Consider the following 18,247-nt stretch of genomic DNA (forward strand, 5'->3'; position numbering starts at 1 on the left):
AAACGCGCCATCAAGCCTCCTTCCGAGACGCCCCGCCTCGGGTTGGTTCATAGTGTGATGGCAGGTCTCCTGACTTGCGGGTCGTTGCTTGGCCGACCTTCCCAACCCTTTTGGGTCAGTGGTGAAGTGGCGTCGCTCACCGCTTACAGTTGCGGGGGCAGTCACGGACTTGGCACATTCCAGCGCCGCACCGTGTTCCCATTTTCATCTCTTACGGAACCATCCCGCTCAGCTAGTCCGGCTACGCCTGACTTGTCAAGCGGCAGGCGAAAGGGTGGTGGACGGAATTGCAACGGTTGAGCCAGCGATCCTGCTGCGCCAGCCCGGACCGAACGGTGTCAATAGTCTGATACAAGAAGAAAATCCGGTTCGGTATCTTCCTCAATCTTTGAAAACCGTGGGATTGGCTTTTCAAACACATTGTCCGTTCGGTCGTCATTCACGGTCGATACCTCGCCAATAAGGCAATCACCGCGCTCGGCCCAGAAAGCGTGCCAGATGCCGGGCATCAGAGTTACGCTTTGCCCCGGCTTCAGCCGCAAGTGCTCTTCGGGTTGCAAGGTTACAGGGCAGGCATCGCTTGGGACCGTCACCGGGTTGTCGCGGTCGACGCCACCGTTTGGATCCGACGCATGGATTTCCAGAACGAGATCGCCGCCGCCCCGGTTGATGATGTCTTCTGCCTTGATGATATGCCGGTGCATCGGAGAAAGCTGATTTTCTTTCGAGATCAACAGTTTTTCCGCATAGAGCATCCCGCGCCCGGATTTCAGATCCTTCGCCTCACCATTGCGCAAAGTGAATAGAAACAGTCCAAGTTCATCAAAACGGCCCTGGGCGTAATCGGTAATGTCCCATCCCAGCCCGCGACTGCGGATCGTTTCGGCCAGAGGGCTGCGCATTTTCTCGGGCGACCAATCCGCAAAGGGTGGCAACGCGGCACCGAAGGACTGAATGAACGCCTGTGCCCGGGTCTTGATACGGTTGATTTCGGATCGTTTCATCATGCCGTCCCACAGATCAAAGTTCGTGCGCCCAGGGGGGTTCTGCCCCGGCTCGGGAAACGGTCACGGCCGCCACGTCAGCGCCCAGTTCCATGGCTGCTTGCAGGCTTTCAACCGTCAATCCGCGCAGACCTGACTTGGTCAGATGCCCTGCGCGGCTGAGCTCGGTCAGAACGCCGGCGTTGAACGTGTCACCTGCGCCGATCGTATCGACCACTTCAACGGGCTTCACAGGAACCGAAACTTCGGAACCATCCGCCAGGTAACCGTGCGCCCCGTCACTGCCGCGCGTGACGATGACAACGGAAGGACCCGCCTGCAACAGCACAGACGCCTTTGCGGCTTCGGATTCAGCGCCCGGAATGATCCAGTCCAGGTCCTCGTCTGAAACCTTGACGATATCCGCACGCGAGATCATGCGGTTCAAACGCGTCCGAAACCGGGTTTGATCCTTGATGAAATCCGGGCGAATATTCGGGTCCAGCATCACCGCACGGTCGGAACCGTGGCGGTCCAGAAGGGCGGCATATGCATCTGCGCAAGGTTCACACGCAAGGCTGATTCCGCCGAGATACAGGGCAGAGACAGCGGGAAGCTGATCGGGCATGTCCTCGGGCAGCAACATCCGGCCTGCGGTGTTTTCATCAACAAAGCTGTAAGACGCGTGTCCATCCGAGAGCTGCACAAAGGCAAGCGTGGTAGGGCGGTCCGAGATGATGACATGTGTCGTGTCCACATGGCTCGCTTTCAGCGCATCGATCAGTTGCTGGCCGAACATGTCCGATGACAAACCTGTCAGCATCCCAACCGGAACACCCAGACGTCCCATCGCGACGGCTGTGTTCAGAACTGCACCACCAGTATGTGGCACAAAACCAATTGCGCCCGACGCGGTCGGTTCTGAAATCATATCTATCAGCGCTTCACCACAGCACAGAATCATGTCTTGGTCCTTCTTGGTACAGAGAATTCGGTCAGTCTGGTTGCTGTCTCAGCGCGTTCTTGCAGAAGTTGTTTGCGCCGATGATCCCGAACTCTGCCTGTTCAGACACGTAGAGGTTCAGGGAACGGCGCAAATCGCTGAAGCGGCCGCCGCCGTTGAACGCATCCTTGAAACTGTCACTGAATAGCCAGCGGTTTTTCTCGGCAACGCCGCCGACGAGGAAAACGCCTCCCTCTGGCATCAAGGTGACCGCCAGATCACCCATCAAAGCACCCAGATGGGTGGTAAAAATCTGCGCGGCTTTTTCGGCGACCAGATCGGTACCGTTGCGGGCATCGTTCAGAATTTCCTTTGCAGAGCGCGCCTGAGACCGCGCCTGACCGGCTGCCAATTCAACCGCCTGATACAGGATCGGCAGGCCGGTTCCGCTCAGGAACATTTCTGCTTCCAGCGCCAGGCTGTCGCCAAAGAAACAGCCCGGTGCGATGCGACGTGCCGCCTCAAAGATCTCAACTTCGTCGCGATGGCGCGGGTACAGGCCCACGTGCCCGCCTTCGCCGGAGACCGTGTGATACCTGCCTTCGGAAAAAAGCAAAGCACCAACGCCAAGCCCGGTTCCGGGCCCTACAACCAGCCGTGTGCCTGCGGGCGGCGCCTCCTGACCCTGCAAGACCGCAACATCCGACCGAGTCACCTCGGCCACTGACCACGCCGCAGCGGTGAAATCATTTATGACAAAAGTGCGCTCTGCTCCTGTTGCTTTCGTCAGCTCGGTTTCCGAAAGATCCAGGTTCGCGTTGGTCAACTGAATCGTTCCGTCCCTGACCGGCCCGGCTCCGGCTGCTACGACGGCCTGTGGGTTGGTTCCGATCTCGTCCCTGAGGTCATGGAACGCCTCGAGCAGATCTTCCAATGTCCCCGTCGGGTGTTTCCGAAGATCTGCCAATTCTCCGTTCGTAACAACGCCCAGACGTGTGTTCGTACCGCCGATATCCGCAACCAGGTTCCAATGCTCATGCACGGCACCGAATGGTTGCGCTAACGGCTGAGAGACACTCTGACCCCCGGACAGGGCGGATTTCAGCGCCATGAAAGACGCTTTGGGCGTTCTCGCAAGTGTTTCGAAATCCACGTCCACCAGTCCAAACCTCTTCTCGTACCCGAAGGCCCATTCATAATTGTCCAGCAGCGACCAGACAAAATAGCCATCCACCGGAACACCTTGTGCCAAAGCGTCCAGTACGGCCGCAAGGTGCTTGTCGAGATAATCGATACGATCATCGTCCTGCACTCGCTCCTCACTCGCCATACCGTTTTCGGTGATATAGATTGGCAGGGCGCCCGTATAGTCTTTCCTTGCTCTGACAAGAAAGCGGGTTAGGGCAGAGGGATCGATTTCCCATCCCATCTGCGTTTTGGGTAACGGTCCGGTAACCTCTTGCAGGCTGGGCCAAGCGGTGTCCGCCGGGGCTATCAACTTTCGGGTATAGTAGTTCAACCCGCACCAATCGACTTGTGTGCCGATGGTTTCAAAGTCGTTCTGCCAGCCCTTGGGCAAGTGCGGCTCCAACCCCTCCAGGGCTATTTGGGGATATTCCTTGTTGAAAACACCGCCAAGGAAGAACCGGTTGTAGATCGCATCGTAGCGATCTGCCGCAAGCCGCGCATCTGCGCTGTCATCCGCGGGCTCGGACCATTCGAGGTTGAACACGGCACCCAGATTGCTCATCCCAAGACTGCGCATGGTCTGAATGGCCCGCCCGTGGGCCAACAAAACGTGATGCATCGCCCGGGCCGCGGCGCGGATATCGCGCAGACCGGGCGCATGGTGGCCTTCAAAATGGCTCAGCCAACTGACGCACCAGGGTTCGTTGATCGGCGCGGCACTGAACATCCGGTCTCCGATCCGACCCATGATGACCTGTGTATAATCCGCGAACCAATCCGCGATGTCGCGATTGCACCATCCCCCCTGATCCGCAAGCGCTGACGGCAATTCCCAATGATAAAGCGTCACACAGGGGCGGATACCGCGCTCCAGCAGGGCGTCCGCCAATCGGTCATAATAATCCAACCCTGCCTGATTGACCTGACCACGCCCGTCCGGCAGTACGCGTGCCCAGCTGGTTGAAAAACGATAACAGTCAAACCCGGCCTCGCGCACCAGATCGAAATCCTGCTCGAACCGGTTCAAGTGATCGCAGGCGACGTCTCCGTTTTCCCCGCGCACCACGTTGCCTGGCGACGCCGCAAAGGTATCCCAATGAGTTCGCCCCGCCCCGCCCTGTGCGTGGCCTTCAATCTGGTACGCAGAAGTGGCAACACCAAAGAGAAAATCTTTGGGAAAGTCAGCGCGTGCGTATTTCATGGTTGCACCCTGTTGGGTGCAGGGCCGGTTGACCTACCAACGACCAGCTCGGCCTCCAGCAGCCTAGTTTTGACGGGATCATTCGGGGATTTGATGCGCTGGATCAACATGTCAGCCGCCATTTCACCCGCCTGACGGACGGATGAGCGTGTTGCCGTGAAAATCGGAACATCCTGCCCGTTCTTCAAATAGGACAGGTCGTCGTCATGGGCGATCACTGACACATCCGTACCCATCTCAAGCCCGTTTTCGGACAGCGCACGCCGTACGCCGATGGCAGAGATCATCGATGAACACAAAATAGCGGTCGGAGGGGAATCGAGGCGCAACATGTTCTGCGTTTCGTGATGGCCGTAAACCTCTGTCATTTCAGCGCTGCGCATCAGATTTGCATCGGGCGCAAGCCCGGCCTGACCAAGCGCCTCAAGATATCCGTCGCGGCGGCGTTGGGCAAAATCCATATCTTCCAGACCGTTGATCAGAGCGATACGGCGATGGCCAAGGTCAATCAGAAAGCGCGTGGCGCGCATGAACGAACTTTTGTTGTTCACGTCGATCCAGTCATACTGAGCGTCGACGCCGGTCGAGCGTCCGTGCACGATGAATGGGACGCCCATGCGGGTCAGGACTTCGATCCGTGGTTCGTTTACTTTGGGGCCTTGCAGCACGACTCCGTCCACCGCGCCGCGCTTAAAAAGACTCCGATACGCTTCTTCAATCGAAGTGTCGTCGGCATTGGTGAACATCATGTCATAGCCATGTTCAGCGTATTTCTTTGCGGCACCGGCGACGAAATCTCCGAAGATCGGGTTGACCATTTCATGCCGGGACGAGCTGGGAATGACGTGGCCGATCACCATCGATCGTCCGGTCGCAAGCCCTTTGGCGCGACTGTTCGGCCGGTACCCGTGTTTGCGTGCCGCGGCTTGAACGCGCGCACGTGTGTCCTCGCTCACTTCGGGGTACCCGTTCAGCGCCCGGCTGACCGTAGTTTGCGAAAGGCCCAGAACTTCCGAGAGCTGCTTCAGGTTCATTTTACGATTCAAAGCGCCTTAAATTGAGTGGCTCTTTTTTGTTTTGTGAGCAAATACGGCATCCGTCAACTTGTTTTGCGTTAAAAGCAAAAAATATAATTTATTTTGGCGCTGGGAAGCAAAACATTGACAGGGTGCCGATGTTAGCGGATAACACACGTCATCCAAAGCGCTTTGAAAGCGAGTCTTTGAGTACATGAAAGCTTGGGAGGAGGATTTGATGAAACACGGGCTTTACGCAGGTGCGGCGGCACTCGCCCTGATGGCCGGATCAGTTCAGGCAGAGGGTGAGATGATCCACGCCGTCGGCGAGGGCAGTTTTGACTGGGATGGGTTTCAGGCCTTTGCCGAAGCGAATGATCTTTCCGGCGAAAGCCTGACCATTTTCGGCCCCTGGCTGGCTGGCGAGGGCAAGTCCTTCGAAAACCTCGTGGCCTATTTCGATGAGGCAACAGGCGCGAATTCCAGCTATGTGGGTTCGGATTCTCTGGAACAGCAGATCCTGATTGATGCGGCCGCAGGCTCGGCGCCGAATCTGACTGTTTTCCCGCAGCCTGGTTTGGCGGCAAACCTCGCAAAACAGGGCTATCTGACGCCATTGGCCGAAGGCACTGCGGACTGGATCAAGGAAAACTTCGCCGCGGGACAATCCTGGGTCGATCTGGGTACGTTTGAGGACGCGGAAGGGTCTGACGATTTTTACGGGTTCTTCTTCAATGTGAACGTCAAATCGCTGGTTTGGTACGTGCCCGAAAACTTCGAAGACTTTGGGTATGAAGTGCCCGAAACCATGGAAGAATTCAAGGCTCTGATCGATCAGATGGTCGAGGACGGCGAGACGCCTTTGTGCGTCGGTCTGGCCTCGGGCGGCGCAACGGGTTGGCCTGCGACGGACTGGGTCGAGGATCTTATGCTGCGTACGCAACCACCTGAAGTCTATGACCAATGGGTTTCGAACGAAATGAAGTTCGATGATCCCCGCGTCATAGCCGCGATTGAGGAATATGGCAGCTTTACCCGGAATGACGACTATGTCGTAGGTGACGCAGACGACACGGCGGCAATCGATTTCCGTGACAGCCCCAAAGGTCTTTTCGATAGCCCGCCCGCTTGCATGATGCATCGTCAGGCTTCGTTTATTCCCGCCTATTTTCCGGAAGGCACCGAATTGGGGGTGGATGCTGATTTCTTCTACTTCCCGGCTTATGCCGAAAAAGACCTGGGGACACCGGTACTTGGGGCAGGGACATTGTTCACAATCACCAACCCAAACCCTGCTGCCGAAGCCTTTCTGGAGTTCCTCAAGACACCTTTCGCCCATGAGATCATGATGTCGCAGGACGGTTTCCTGACGCCACATCTGGGTGCGGACCCGGCGAACTATTCGAATGATTCACAGCGGGGACAGGGTGAAATTCTGACCAACGCAACGACCTTCCGCTTTGACGGGTCCGACCTGATGCCCGGTGCAGTCGGGGCAGGTACGTTCTGGACCGGGATGGTCGATTACTCGTCGGGTGCAAAAGATGCAGCCACCGTGGCACGTGAAATCCAGGCCTCCTGGGACGCAATCAAGTGACCAACTCATGGGGCGGTCCTGAGGCCGCCCCGTTTGCCAAACGGATGGGCGTATCATGACACCCGCATTACAAGGCCTGCTGACGATCGCCATCGGCGTGTCGGGTTGCGTGGGCTACTTCTATCTTTCCAACCAGTTTCTGGACAAAGTCCTGTTTCCGCCGCGCGGGCCAAAGGCGGGCCGAAACATCAACCGTGCGAACTTGATCCGCCCGTGGTTGTTTCTGTTCCCGGCGCTTGCTGCATTGGGGCTGTATCTGGCGTATCCGGTGGTTGAAACCTTGCGCCTTTCGCTTACGGAACGCGTGCCCGGTGGCGGATACCGTTGGGTTGGCCTGGACAACTATACCCAAATGGCGGCGGAGCCGAAGTTTTGGGAAGCCATGCGCAACAACATGTTCTGGCTGATCGTCGTGCCGGCCATGTCAACGGCTTTTGGTCTTCTCGTGGCGCAACTGACCGACCGCATCCGCTGGGGCAACTTTGCCAAATCCCTGATTTTCATGCCGATGGCCATTTCATTTGTTGGTGCATCGGTGATCTGGAAACTGGTTTATGATGCGCGACCAGCGGAACAGGACCAGATAGGCATCCTGAACGCGCTGTACATCTTCTTCGGCGGAACCGAACCCAACACTTGGTTAACAATCCCCTTCTGGAACAGTTTCTTTCTGATGGTTGTCCTGATCTGGATACAGACGGGTTTCGCGATGGTCATCCTGTCGGCGGCCTTGCGCGGTATTCCCGAAGAAACCATCGAGGCGGCCATTTTGGATGGGGCCAATCCCTTTCAGATCTTCTTCAAGATCAAGGTACCGCAGATCAAAACCACGATCCTTGTTGTTTGGACGACGATCACGATCACCGTTCTCAAAGTGTTCGACATCGTCTTTGCCATGACGAACGGCCAGTGGGAGACGCAGGTGCTGGCAAACTACATGTACGACAAGCTTTTCCGGGCCAATGACTGGGGCGTCGGATCCGCCTCGGCCATGGTGATCATGTTGCTTGTTACGCCGATCCTCGTCTGGAACGTGCGCAACGCGCGCAAGGAGATGGAGTAAGCCATGAGCGATATCGCCGGAACCAAACCAGCGCTCAGATGGGTGGTGCATCTGTCAGTCATCTTCCTGGTGGCTCTTTGGGTCATTCCTACGCTTGGCTTGTTGATTTCGTCCTTTCGGACGGCAGATCAGATTTCGTCCAGCGGCTGGTGGCGGTCGCTGTTTCCCTCTGAACAAAACCTGACGCTTCGCAGTGCCGCGCCCGAGACGCAGGTGCTGGAAAACGGACTGTATGTCATTCAGGGGGCGTTGTTCGGCGAAGATGAGCAAGCAACGATTTCCAGATGGGGGATCAGTTCGCGCGAGGTTGATGCATTTGAACCGGGCCAAACAGCCGAGCTGCGCCGAGGTGGTACGATCACGGTGGATGCGGCGGGCAACTATCGTATGGAAAACACCGAGGAATTCACCGGGAAACGTGGTGCGCGCATCTTCGTAACAGCGGAACTGCCACCCGAGTTCACTTTGGAAAACTACCGAAAGGTTCTTCTGGATCAAAGCAGTACGGACAGCATGGCCAAGGCGTTCTTCAACACGCTGACGGTGACCATCCCTGCAACAATCATCCCGATTCTGGTTGCCGCCTTTGCGGCTTATGCGCTGGCGTGGATGGAGTTTCCCGGGCGCGCCCTGCTGATTGCGGCCGTTGTTGGCCTTTTGGTCGTTCCGCTTCAATTGGCCTTGATCCCGTTGCTGAAATTTCACCTCAATATCGGGATCGGCAAAGGCTATCTGGGAGTCTGGCTTGCGCATACAGGCTTTGGGATGCCCCTGGCGATTTACCTGCTGCGCAACTACATGGCCGGATTGCCGCGTGATCTGATCGAAAACGCCCGCGTCGATGGCGCCACAGAGTTTCAGATCTTTACCAAACTGATCCTGCCACTCAGCTTCCCGGCGCTGGCGTCTTTCGCGATTTTCCAGTTCCTGTGGACATGGAATGACCTGCTTGTTGCCAAGGTTTTCCTGATCGACGCGACCGGCCAGACAACCGTGATGACGAACCGCATCGTCGAACTGCTGGGTACACGTGGCGGCAATTGGGAAATCCTTGCCACCGCTGCCTTTGTCTCGATCTTCGTGCCGCTGGTCGTCTTCTTCGCAATGCAAAAATACCTGGTCCGGGGCCTGCTGGCCGGATCTGTCAAATAGAGGCGTCTGATGAACGTGCAGAACAACCCTGAACAATGCAAAGCAACGAAACTGTCTTCGGACTGGTGGCGCGGTGGTGTGATCTATCAAATCTACCCACGCAGTTTTCAGGACAGCAACGGGGATGGGATCGGTGATTTGAAGGGCATCACTGCGCGACTGGATTACATCGCCTCGCTGGGCGTTGATGCAATCTGGATCTCGCCGTTTTTCAAATCGCCGATGAAGGATTTTGGTTACGACGTCAGCGATTATCGCGACGTCGACCCCATGTTCGGAACGCTTGAGGACTTCAAAGAGCTTCTGGATCAGGCGCATGCCAAAGGGTTGAAGATCATGATCGATCTGGTTCTGTCGCACACGTCGGACCAGCACCCTTGGTTCAGCGAAAGCCGCAGCAGCCGTGAAAACCCGAAATCCGATTGGTATGTGTGGGCTGACCCCAAGCCGGATGGCACGCCACCAAACAACTGGCTTTCGATCTTCGGCGGCTCGGCCTGGCAATGGGATGCCCGACGGCTGCAATATTATCTGCACAACTTCTTGACATCGCAGCCGGATCTGAATTTCCACTGCCCGAATGTTCAGGATGCGTTGCTGGACGTGGCGCGGTTCTGGCTTGATCTGGGAGTGGATGGCTTTCGGCTGGATACCATCAATTTCTATTTCCACGACAAGGCGCTGCGCGACAATCCTGCGCTGCCGATGGATCAACGCAACGCCACGATCGCACCGGCCGTGAACCCCTACAACCATCAGGACCACCTGTTTTCAAAAAGCCAGCCCGAGAACATCGCCTTCCTCGAAAGACTGCGGGCCTTGACGGACGAATATGAAGGCCGGGCTTGTTTGGGCGAGGTCGGAGATGCGCAGCGTGGGCTCGAGATCATGGGCGAATACACATCCGGGGATAAGCGGATGCACATGTGCTATGCCTTCGAGTTCCTGGAAAAACGTGCATTGACGGCCACTTACACCAAGCACGTTTTCGACCAGTTGGAAGCGAAGGCAGGTGACGCATGGCCATGTTGGGCATTTTCCAACCACGACGTGCAACGTCACGTCTCGCGCTGGAAATTGGATGACGCCGCAACCCGCCAGCACGCGGTTCTCATGATGTGTCTGCGCGGCTCTGCCTGCCTTTATCAGGGCGAAGAACTGGGCCTGCACGAAGCGGATGTGCCGTTCGAGAAACTGCAAGACCCCTACGGCATCGAGTTCTGGCCCGAATACAAGGGCCGCGATGGCTGCCGCACGCCGATGGTTTGGGCGGCACAAGATGAACAATCGGGTTTCAGCACAGCAGAGCCCTGGCTGCCGGTAAGCGCACAGCAGGCCGGGCAGGCGGTGGACCGATTGGAGGCGGATCCAGGCTCGATGTTGAACCACTACCGTCGCGCCATTGCCTTGCGACATGCGCATCCTGCTTTGGCAGCGGGGGCGCAGACCGGCATGAGGGAAACGAATTCGATTCTGTCTTTTATGCGTGAGGATTCGCATGAGCAGATATTCTGCGCCTTCAATCTGGGCACGGATTCTACCGCGTTCAAGCTGCCCGAAGGCAGTTGGCAGGTGATGGGTCAGGACCTGGGCGGTGTCGAAGGAAGCGGCAACGTTGTCCTGAACGCGGCGCAGTTCATCCTGATGTACAGGAAAAAGGGATAAAGCATGTCTGAACTCAACCTCACGGACGTCGCCAAGTCCTATGGCCCTGTCGATGTTTTGAAGAACATCAACCTCGACATCGAACAAGGCGAACTGATCGTTTTTGTCGGTCCTTCCGGCTGCGGCAAGTCCACCCTGCTGCGGATGATTGCCGGGTTGGAGAAGATTACAGGCGGCACGCTGGAAATCGAAGGGCAGGTCATGAACGATGTTCCGCCTGCACAGCGGGGCATCGCGATGGTGTTTCAAAGCTATGCCTTGTATCCCCACATGACCGTTCGCGAGAACATGGCCTTTGCCCTGAAAATCGCGAAGATGCCCACGGCCGAGATTGATGCTGCCGTGGACCGTGCCGCTCAAATCCTTCAGCTGGAACCATTCCTGGACCGCCTGCCAAAAGCTCTTTCCGGGGGGCAGCGTCAACGCGTTGCCATCGGGCGCGCGATAGTACGTGACCCAAAGGTGTATCTGTTCGACGAACCCCTCTCGAACCTCGACGCGGCACTTCGGGTGGCCACGCGGATCGAGATCGCGCGTCTGAAAGAGGCCATGCCTGACAGCACCATGATCTACGTGACCCACGATCAGGTCGAGGCGATGACACTGGCCAGTCGGATCGTGGTATTGGCCAACAAGGGCATCGCGCAGGTCGGGACACCGCTTGAACTGTATGAGGCGCCTGACAACGAGTTTGTTGCGCAGTTCATCGGTTCGCCTTCCATGAACCTGCTGTCCGGCACAATCACCGGAACCGGCGAAACGACCACCGTTGAACTGTCATCAGGCGGGATTGCAAGATCCGCGGTTCCAACCGAAGACATTGACCTTGGGAAAAAGGTCAATATCGGGGTGCGCCCCGAAGACTTGGCCATGTCGGAAGACTCCGCGATTCTGTCCGGCAAGGTGGATTTCACCGAAGCCCTGGGCGAAGTCACGCTGCTGTATTTTGAGAAAACCGATGGTGCGGATGCAGTCACTGCAAAGCTTCCGGGGGTTCAGCGGAACCTGCGCGGCCAGACGGTCTCGGTCACGGCCTCACCGGACAAGGTGCATCTGTTCCACAATGGATTGTCCATGCGCAAATAGCAGCGAAACGCAGTTCTTGACAGAATTGCGTTTTGTGTTTCACCATAATTGAAACGTTTCAATGGTGAAAAATGCGGGTATCGGCGCAGCTTTACACGGTTCGGCAATACGGTGACCTCTCGGACCAACTGAAGTTGGTTTCCGCTTGCGGGTTTTCGGATATCGAAACTACCGGTCTGCATGACATGACACCGCAAGAGATGGCACGCATCGTCCATCAATCAGGTCTTAACCTTCGTTCTGCACATTTTGATTGGGAGGAGTTCCACGAGCGTTTCGACGACATCGTTGAAGTACTGCACCTTTTGGAATGCCAGGTGGCGGTCATGCCTTGGCTGGCGCCACAGGCGCGGCCCGGCACTGTCGAGGGATGGAAGGCAGTGTCGGGCCAGTTGTCCGATTGGGCAGATCAACTTGGAGATCACGGCGTCAGTTTGGCCTATCACAACCACGACTTTGATCTGTTCGGCGCGCCGGGAAAAACACCTCTTGAACTGATTCTGGCGCAAGAAAACATCTATTGGCAGCCCGATATCGGTTGGATTGTCGCGGCCGGTCAGGACGTGGCTGACCTGCTGGTGCGCCATGCGGATCGTATCCTGTCGGTTCATGCAAAGGACGTGGATCCGCAGGGCGGATCAGGCGACAGGCGCTGGCGCAATCCGGGTGAGGGTGTTGTCGATTGGGACGCCACGATACGAGCCCTTTCAAGCACCAAGTGCACCGACCTTTTCGTCGAGCATGATGAAACCGCCGATCACAGGCGCACCTTGCAAATGGGGCGGTTGTTTTTGACTGAACGGCTTGGGGGTATCGGCTGATGGCGCGGGCGACGATCAAATCGATCGCCCGTATGACAGGCTATTCAGTAGGCACGGTTTCAAACGCCCTGCGCGGCGCTTCGTCGGTTAAACGGGAAACGCGGGAAGAGATCCAAAAGGCGGCGTCGGAGCTTGGGTATCGGGTCAATCTGGACGGCCTGAAGCTGCGCACCAATAAATCCTACAGGATTGCGGTATTGGTCAGCGTTTCGGGCAGCGCCGCTGAAGAGTGGGAGGGTGTGGAATTCACCCGGATCCTGGCCGGAATATCCGACGCGGTTCAAGGGTCACGCTATGAGTTGAGTGTCTTCAGTGTACGAGATGTTGAAGCCGCATTGCAGACCCTGCATTCCATTGTACAGGAAGGGTTGGCAGACGGCGTAATCTTTTCGGGAACTCGGGTGAATGACCCGCGTATCGCCTATCTGCAAGATGAGGGATTTCCGTTTGTCACATACGGGATGAGTGACAGTGCCCAACCACATCCTTACGTGGATCTAGACAGTCAGGCTGCTGCTTTTGATGCAACGTCTCGGCTGCTGGCATTGGGGCACAGGCGGATAGCGCTTATCAACCCGCCGGATGACCTGATCTATGCCCGTCAACGACTTCAGGGATACTCTGATGCTTTGTCGGCGGGTGGCATGGAGTTTGACCCGGCCCTTGTTCTTCCCGGCCCGACCACGGCGAAGACCGGGCAAAGGGCCTTTGCGTCGCTCATGCGAATGCACAACCGGCCAAGCGCCATCATTTGCGCCAACGAGGCGATGACCCTTGGCGCATTGTCCGCCGCCGCCGATATGGGCGTTCAGGTCGGCAGGGATGTCGTCGTCATTTCAAACGACGATCTGAAACTCAGCCAGTATTTCGTCCCCCCACCCAGCACCTATTATTTGCCAATCGGCGAGACCAGCCGCCTGCTGGGTGAATTCATGCTAAAAACACTGGACGGCGTTGATCCGTCGGAAACGCAAAAAAAGATCAGGGCCACATTGATCGAGCGGCAACCTGACACCCCGGCGCCGGGTATGGCGCAGACCAACTGAGCCAACAGAGGAGAAACCGAACATGTTCAAAAACCTATTTGCCGTTGCAACGCTTGCAATGCTGACAGCGCCTGCGGCCTTTGCCGCCGATCTGGAAGGTCGCGTTCTCAAGATCGGAACGGATGCGACCTATCCCCCGATGGAAACCGTCGACGAAACAACTGGCGAAATCGTAGGCTTTGATGTCGATGTGATGAATGCAATCTGTGAAAAGATCAACTGCGTTCCGAATTTCGTAAACACCGCCTGGGATGGCATCTTTGCGGCGCTTCAACAGGGTGAGTTCGACCTGGTCATCTCGGGCGTATCGATCACGCCCGAACGTGAAGAAACTATGGACTTTTCCGAACCGTACATCGTTGTCAGTCAGGCCATTTTAATGCAAGTCGACAACGCGGATTTGACGCTTGAGGATTTCAAAGCGGGTGGCCAGAAACTGGCGGCACAAACCGCGACGACCAACGCCCAACTGGCGGAAGAGCTTGTAGGGCGCGAGAATGTCAGCCTCTACGACAATTTCTCGGCGGCTATTCTGGCGCTTCAGAACGCAGACGTGCAAGGGGTGATCATCGATGGCACCTCTGCCGCGGCCTACGAGCAGGAGTTTGCCGGAGAACTGACCGTAGGCATCACAGGCCTGCAATCCGATCCATTGGGAATCGTGTTTCAGGAAGGTGACCCGACGGTGGATGCAATCAATGCCGGTCTTGCCGCCATTCAGGAAGACGGCACGCTGGACGCGCTGAAGGCCAAATACTGGGGCACAAACTGATCCTCCAAGCCCTTCTGGGCCCGGCGGCAGTCGTTGCCGGGCCATGTTTCAGCGGAGAAGTTCCATGTCGCGTCTCAGCACGATCCGCCCGAGCAATCTTGTATTGCTCGCAGCCGCTCCCTTCATCGTCTATCTGTTCGCCACGTCCTCGAAATATCTGCGATCTCTGATTGCAATTCTGGGGATCGGCAACAATGCAGGGCCGATTTTCGTCGGCTTTCTGCTGATCGTCTCGGTTGCAATCCTTGGATATCTCTGCGCCCGGTATGCACGTTTTACCAATCACGCCCCCGGCTGGTTGCGCGCTTCGGCCCTTGCGGCGCTGCCCGCGTCAATTGCGCTTTTGGTCATAAGCTTTTTATCTCCACAGCTTTTGATGCCCTTCGCGGAATCCGTTTTCTTTCATGCGCTCAGCGAGAACACATCAACCCTGATCGACCGGTCCAGTCAGACGTGGGTGTTGTATCCCGAAGTCGTGACCCAGATTCAGACAGGACTGCAAGTTCTTCTGGCCGCATACACAGGTGTTGTCGCCTTGAGCCTGCTGTCCGCGGGGTTGCAACCCCCTTGGCGCAGGCGCGTTCTTTTGGGGCTGGAATGCCTTACAGGTGCGGTTTTGTTCTATCTGATGTTCATGGCCCACTGGCAGTTCGCGACGGGCGTTGCCATTACGTTTCGCGCAGCCATCTTCGCCTATATCTTCTCGGCCATTCTGGGCTTGATCTGGGTGGGGTTGCAATCGTTCAAACCACGGGCGCGCACCACGATTCTGTATGGTTCCATCAGCCTGTCATTGCTTGCGATATCAGCCTTTTTCTTCATGCAGCCGCAGGTCAGTTACGTTCTGGTCGGAAGCACCGAAGGGCGCATTGCCATTGTGCGCGGCACACCACAGGCGCAGGCTGACATCATCCGGTTTGGAGAGTTCGACGGTGCCGGCGAACAACAATACCGCATACGCAGCGCCACTGATGCAGCGGCCGCCCTGGAGCAGATTGAAACCGTCGACAGCGTTTCCGGAGCGTTTGTTCCCGTGGATGCTCATTCACAAGGCTATCCAGTTCTGTGGCAGACCAGTTTCTTGCCTGACAAATACCGGAATCCCGCACTGGCTTTTGCTGTTTTCGGCTTTCTGCTGCTGACGCTGACCATTGGCGGCGCACAGCACAAGCTGCATCCCTTGGCGGTCGGGGCCGAATTTTTCGTGGACACGATACGCGGCATTCCGATGTTGGTGATCATTCTTTACATTGGCCTGCCCTTGGCGGGCGCGGTCAAGGATGCCACGGGGGGCGGCATTGATATGACCAACATGACACGCGGGATCATCGCGATTTCGGTCGGGTATTCGGCCTATATGGCGGAAATATTCCGATCTGGGATCGAGGCCATCCCGAAAGGGCAACTGGAAGCAGGCAGTTCGCTGGGCTTGTCGCGCTGGCAGACGGCGCGGCTGATCGTTCTGCCGCAAGCCCTGCGGATCGTCACCCCGCCATTGGGCAACGAATTCATCGCGATGATCAAGGATACCTCGTTGCTGTCCATCCTGTCCGTCCGCGACATGACCCAAAGGATGCGAGAGTTTCAGGCAGCAAGCTTTCTGCCCTTTGCGCCGTTCAATACGGCAGCAATTCTGTATGTGGTACTCACCCTCTGTTGCGCAAGCTTCCTGAAATGGATCGAACGGCGCACGGCAAAGGACAACCGATGAGCAAACTGGAGCTTGGGGTTTGCTACTACCCCGAACAATGGGACCCGTCCCAGTGGCGCAGTGACGCCGCACGGATGGTCGAGATGGGTTTGGATTGGGTTCGAATCGCCGAGTTCACCTGGGGTCTGATTGAACCGGAACGCGGCCGGTTTCATTGGAACTGGTTGGATGACGTCATCGAGATTCTGGGGCGGGCCGGCCTGCGGGTCATGATGTCGACTCCAACGGCTGCGCCTCCCAAATGGCTGATTGATGAGCACCCCGAAATTCTGCCGGTTGGCCCGGACGGCCGGGTCAGGGGTTATGGTTCCCGCAGACATTATTGTTTTTCCAGTGACGTGTACCTGGCCGAGGCGCAAAGGATCGCCACGGAATATGCCGCCAGGTATGGCCAGAACCCGCATGTCCATGCCTGGCAGATCGACAATGAGTACAATGACCACGACACCGTTCTCAGCTATTCTAATGCTGCCCAGGCGGGCTTTCGGCGCTGGCTGGCAAAACGATACGGCACAATTGACGCATTGAACGAGGCCTGGGGGACCGTGTTCTGGGGGAGCCTTTATTCCGGCTTTGACCAGATTGAACTGCCCAATGGTCTGGTCGCTACACCCAACCCCACCCATGCCCTTGATTTCAGGCGCTATTCCTCGGACAGGGTGCGGTTGTTCAACAAGACACAGGTGGACGTGCTGCGCGAACATGCGCCGGGTCGAGATATCACGCACAACTTCATGGCCGGCAGTTTCGAATTCGATCACCACGCAGTGGCCGCCGATCTGGATATCGTCGGCTTTGACAGCTACCCGCTGGGTAATTTGATGGGCTCAACACTGTCAGAGAAGGAAAAGCGCCGTTATCTGCGAACCGGCGCGCCTGATTATCAGGGATTTCATTGTGACCTGTATCGCAGTCAGGGGCGGGGGCGGGTATGGGTGTTGGAACAGCAGCCGGGGCCGGTGGACTGGGCGGCACAAAACCCTTCCCCAGCCGAAGGGATGGTTCGGCTTTGGACCTGGGCCGCATATGCACACGGCGCGCAAGCTGTGATGTTCTTTCGATGGCGACAGGCAAAGTTCGCGCAGGAGCAATACCATACAGCCTTGCTGCGCTCGGATGGCAGTGTGGATCAAGCCGCGCTCGAACTGGCTCAAATTGTGCAGGATCGTGAAAAGCTTCCGCCGACGACGCGCGGAAAAGCCTCGGTGGCGATGATGCTGGATTACGCTTCGATCTGGGCGGCCGATATTCTGCCGCATGATGATGACTTCCCCAATTCCCATATCTTCCGTGAATGGTACACTGCCTTGCGCAGTCTGGGGGTGGACATTGATTTTGTGGGTCCCCAGGATGGTTTGGAAGGTTACGCCCTGATCGTGCTGCCGCAAAGCATGATCGTGACCCCGGATCTGGCCGCAAGACTTGAGGCTTCGGGGGCAAAGCTTTTGATTGGTGCCCGGTCCGGCAGCAAGACGGCTCAAATGCAGACGCCTTCGAATCTGGCGCCTGGTGCGTTGGCGGATCTGACCGGCGTCCGTGTCGTCCGTGTCGAATCGCTGCCGGATATTGCAAGAGAATCCGTGCTGTTGCAGAACGGTCAGCTTTTTGACTTTGCCGGTTGGCGCGAAATCATCGAGACCGAGGCAAATGTCCTGGCGCGCTTCAAAAGTGCCTATTGCGACGCCAGCCCAGCGGTTGTCCGGTCGGATCGTGCGACATATCTGGCCATGGTGCCCTGCGGTGCGCTCTTGTACGAGATTATGCGCGATGTCTTGGAATGGGCAGGGCTGAAGCCTCTGGACTGCGATCCAGACTTACGTGTAACCCGCTTCGGTACGTTGCATTTTGCCTTCAATTTTGGTGACATGTCCAAACCCCTGCCTGGTGGTGGATCACGACGAATTTTGATCGGCTCTGATCCGGTCGGCGCGCACGAATTCACAGTCTGGCAGGTAAACTAACGCCCTGAGATTCAACCAAAACGTGTCAAAAACAAAAACTGG

14 protein-coding genes, 1 pseudogene and 1 riboswitch are annotated in these 18,247 nt (G+C 56.9%); of the genes and pseudogenes, 10 read left to right on the plus strand and 5 right to left on the minus strand.

Annotation, left to right across the window (positions count from 1 at the left end):
* Positions 1–42 precede the first annotated feature (42 nt).
* Positions 43–239: riboswitch (cobalamin riboswitch) on the minus strand.
* A gap of 99 nt (positions 240–338) precedes the next feature.
* The 5 genes and pseudogenes from ACR0I0_RS09675 to ACR0I0_RS09695 all read right to left on the minus strand — a co-directional run bounded on the left by ACR0I0_RS09675 (position 339) and on the right by ACR0I0_RS09695 (position 5,349).
* Positions 339–1,004, minus strand: a complete 666-nt coding sequence (locus ACR0I0_RS09675; RefSeq protein WP_480491187.1) for a D-lyxose/D-mannose family sugar isomerase — start codon at positions 1,002–1,004, stop codon at positions 339–341.
* A 16-nt stretch (positions 1,005–1,020) separates the two neighbouring features.
* Positions 1,021–1,947, minus strand: a complete 927-nt coding sequence (locus ACR0I0_RS09680; RefSeq protein WP_171723792.1) for a carbohydrate kinase family protein — start codon at positions 1,945–1,947, stop codon at positions 1,021–1,023.
* Between the two features lie 31 nt (positions 1,948–1,978).
* The gene (locus tag ACR0I0_RS09685) at positions 1,979–3,037 is read right to left on the minus strand and encodes a glucokinase (protein WP_480491361.1); all 1,059 of its coding nucleotides are present in this window, start codon (positions 3,035–3,037) and stop codon (positions 1,979–1,981) included.
* Positions 3,014–4,315: pseudogene (locus tag ACR0I0_RS09690) on the minus strand (GH1 family beta-glucosidase); the annotation flags it as partial. The gene ACR0I0_RS09685 and the pseudogene ACR0I0_RS09690, both read right to left, overlap by 24 nt.
* Entirely contained in the window at positions 4,312–5,349 is a 1,038-nt protein-coding gene (locus ACR0I0_RS09695; protein WP_171723790.1) for a LacI family DNA-binding transcriptional regulator, read from the minus strand. The pseudogene ACR0I0_RS09690 and the gene ACR0I0_RS09695, both read right to left, overlap by 4 nt.
* Before the next feature lie 220 nt (positions 5,350–5,569).
* Here ACR0I0_RS09695 and ACR0I0_RS09700 point away from each other — a divergent pair, with 220 nt between their 5' ends.
* The 10 genes from ACR0I0_RS09700 to ACR0I0_RS09745 all read left to right on the plus strand — a co-directional run bounded on the left by ACR0I0_RS09700 (position 5,570) and on the right by ACR0I0_RS09745 (position 18,205).
* Positions 5,570–6,928, plus strand: coding sequence for an ABC transporter substrate-binding protein (locus tag ACR0I0_RS09700; RefSeq protein ID WP_480491189.1), 1,359 nt, complete (start codon positions 5,570–5,572; stop codon positions 6,926–6,928).
* Positions 6,929–6,983: 55 nt separating this feature from the next.
* Positions 6,984–7,991 (plus strand): carbohydrate ABC transporter permease, encoded by a 1,008-nt coding sequence (locus ACR0I0_RS09705; protein WP_171723788.1) that lies wholly within the window; start codon positions 6,984–6,986, stop codon positions 7,989–7,991.
* A 3-nt stretch (positions 7,992–7,994) separates the two neighbouring features.
* Entirely contained in the window at positions 7,995–9,143 is a 1,149-nt protein-coding gene (locus tag ACR0I0_RS09710; RefSeq protein WP_171636140.1) for a carbohydrate ABC transporter permease, read from the plus strand.
* 9 nt (positions 9,144–9,152) lie between these two features.
* Positions 9,153–10,808, plus strand: a complete 1,656-nt coding sequence (locus tag ACR0I0_RS09715) for an alpha-amylase family glycosyl hydrolase (RefSeq protein ID WP_480491192.1) — start codon at positions 9,153–9,155, stop codon at positions 10,806–10,808.
* A 3-nt stretch (positions 10,809–10,811) separates the two neighbouring features.
* Complete coding sequence (locus ACR0I0_RS09720; RefSeq protein ID WP_480491193.1) at positions 10,812–11,894, plus strand: ABC transporter ATP-binding protein; 1,083 nt, start codon at positions 10,812–10,814, stop codon at positions 11,892–11,894.
* A gap of 71 nt (positions 11,895–11,965) precedes the next feature.
* Positions 11,966–12,715, plus strand: coding sequence for a sugar phosphate isomerase/epimerase family protein (locus tag ACR0I0_RS09725; protein WP_480491194.1), 750 nt, complete (start codon positions 11,966–11,968; stop codon positions 12,713–12,715).
* The gene (locus tag ACR0I0_RS09730) at positions 12,715–13,761 is read left to right on the plus strand and encodes a LacI family DNA-binding transcriptional regulator (protein WP_480491195.1); all 1,047 of its coding nucleotides are present in this window, start codon (positions 12,715–12,717) and stop codon (positions 13,759–13,761) included. Before ACR0I0_RS09725 ends, ACR0I0_RS09730 begins: the two co-directional genes overlap by 1 nt.
* Before the next feature lie 22 nt (positions 13,762–13,783).
* Positions 13,784–14,533: a basic amino acid ABC transporter substrate-binding protein gene (locus ACR0I0_RS09735; RefSeq protein ID WP_171636130.1), complete on the plus strand. Its 750-nt coding sequence runs from the start codon at positions 13,784–13,786 to the stop codon at positions 14,531–14,533.
* A 64-nt stretch (positions 14,534–14,597) separates the two neighbouring features.
* Positions 14,598–16,244, plus strand: a complete 1,647-nt coding sequence (locus ACR0I0_RS09740; protein ID WP_210092922.1) for an amino acid ABC transporter permease — start codon at positions 14,598–14,600, stop codon at positions 16,242–16,244.
* Complete coding sequence (locus ACR0I0_RS09745; protein WP_480491196.1) at positions 16,241–18,205, plus strand: beta-galactosidase; 1,965 nt, start codon at positions 16,241–16,243, stop codon at positions 18,203–18,205. The genes ACR0I0_RS09740 and ACR0I0_RS09745 overlap by 4 nt, the downstream gene beginning before the upstream one ends.
* Positions 18,206–18,247: the final 42 nt, after the last annotated feature.

The sequence above is a fragment of the Ruegeria sp. AG6 genome (assembly GCF_056541565.1).